The sequence below is a fragment of the Caballeronia sp. INML3B genome (assembly GCF_023631305.1).
Taxonomy (GTDB): domain Bacteria; phylum Pseudomonadota; class Gammaproteobacteria; order Burkholderiales; family Burkholderiaceae; genus Caballeronia; species Caballeronia turbans.
The window spans coordinates 1-233 of sequence record NZ_JALQDI010000119.1; the positions used below are offsets into that span (position 1 = coordinate 1).

General features: G+C 64.8%; 1 protein-coding gene. It reads left to right on the forward strand.

Annotation, left to right across the window (positions count from 1 at the left end):
- On the forward strand, window positions 1-233 hold a 233-nt coding region (locus NCS58_RS34115), incomplete at both ends, for a patatin-like phospholipase family protein (RefSeq protein WP_409241835.1).

Genomic DNA, 233 nt, shown 5'->3' on the forward strand with positions numbered 1-233 from the left:
AGCTCGCGCTGACCATGGACGAAGCCTCCATCAGCGACTGGGCGATGCCCTTTCGCGCGCGCGGCATTCTGCAAGGCGTGGCGTTGCAGAACTTCCTGAACAAGACGCTCGACAACCGGCCGATCGAGAAGATGGCGAAGCCGCTCGGCATCGTCGCCACCGACCTGAAAACCGGCCAGCCGATTCTCTTTCAGCGCGGCAATACCGGCGTGGCCGTGCGGGCGTCGTGCAGC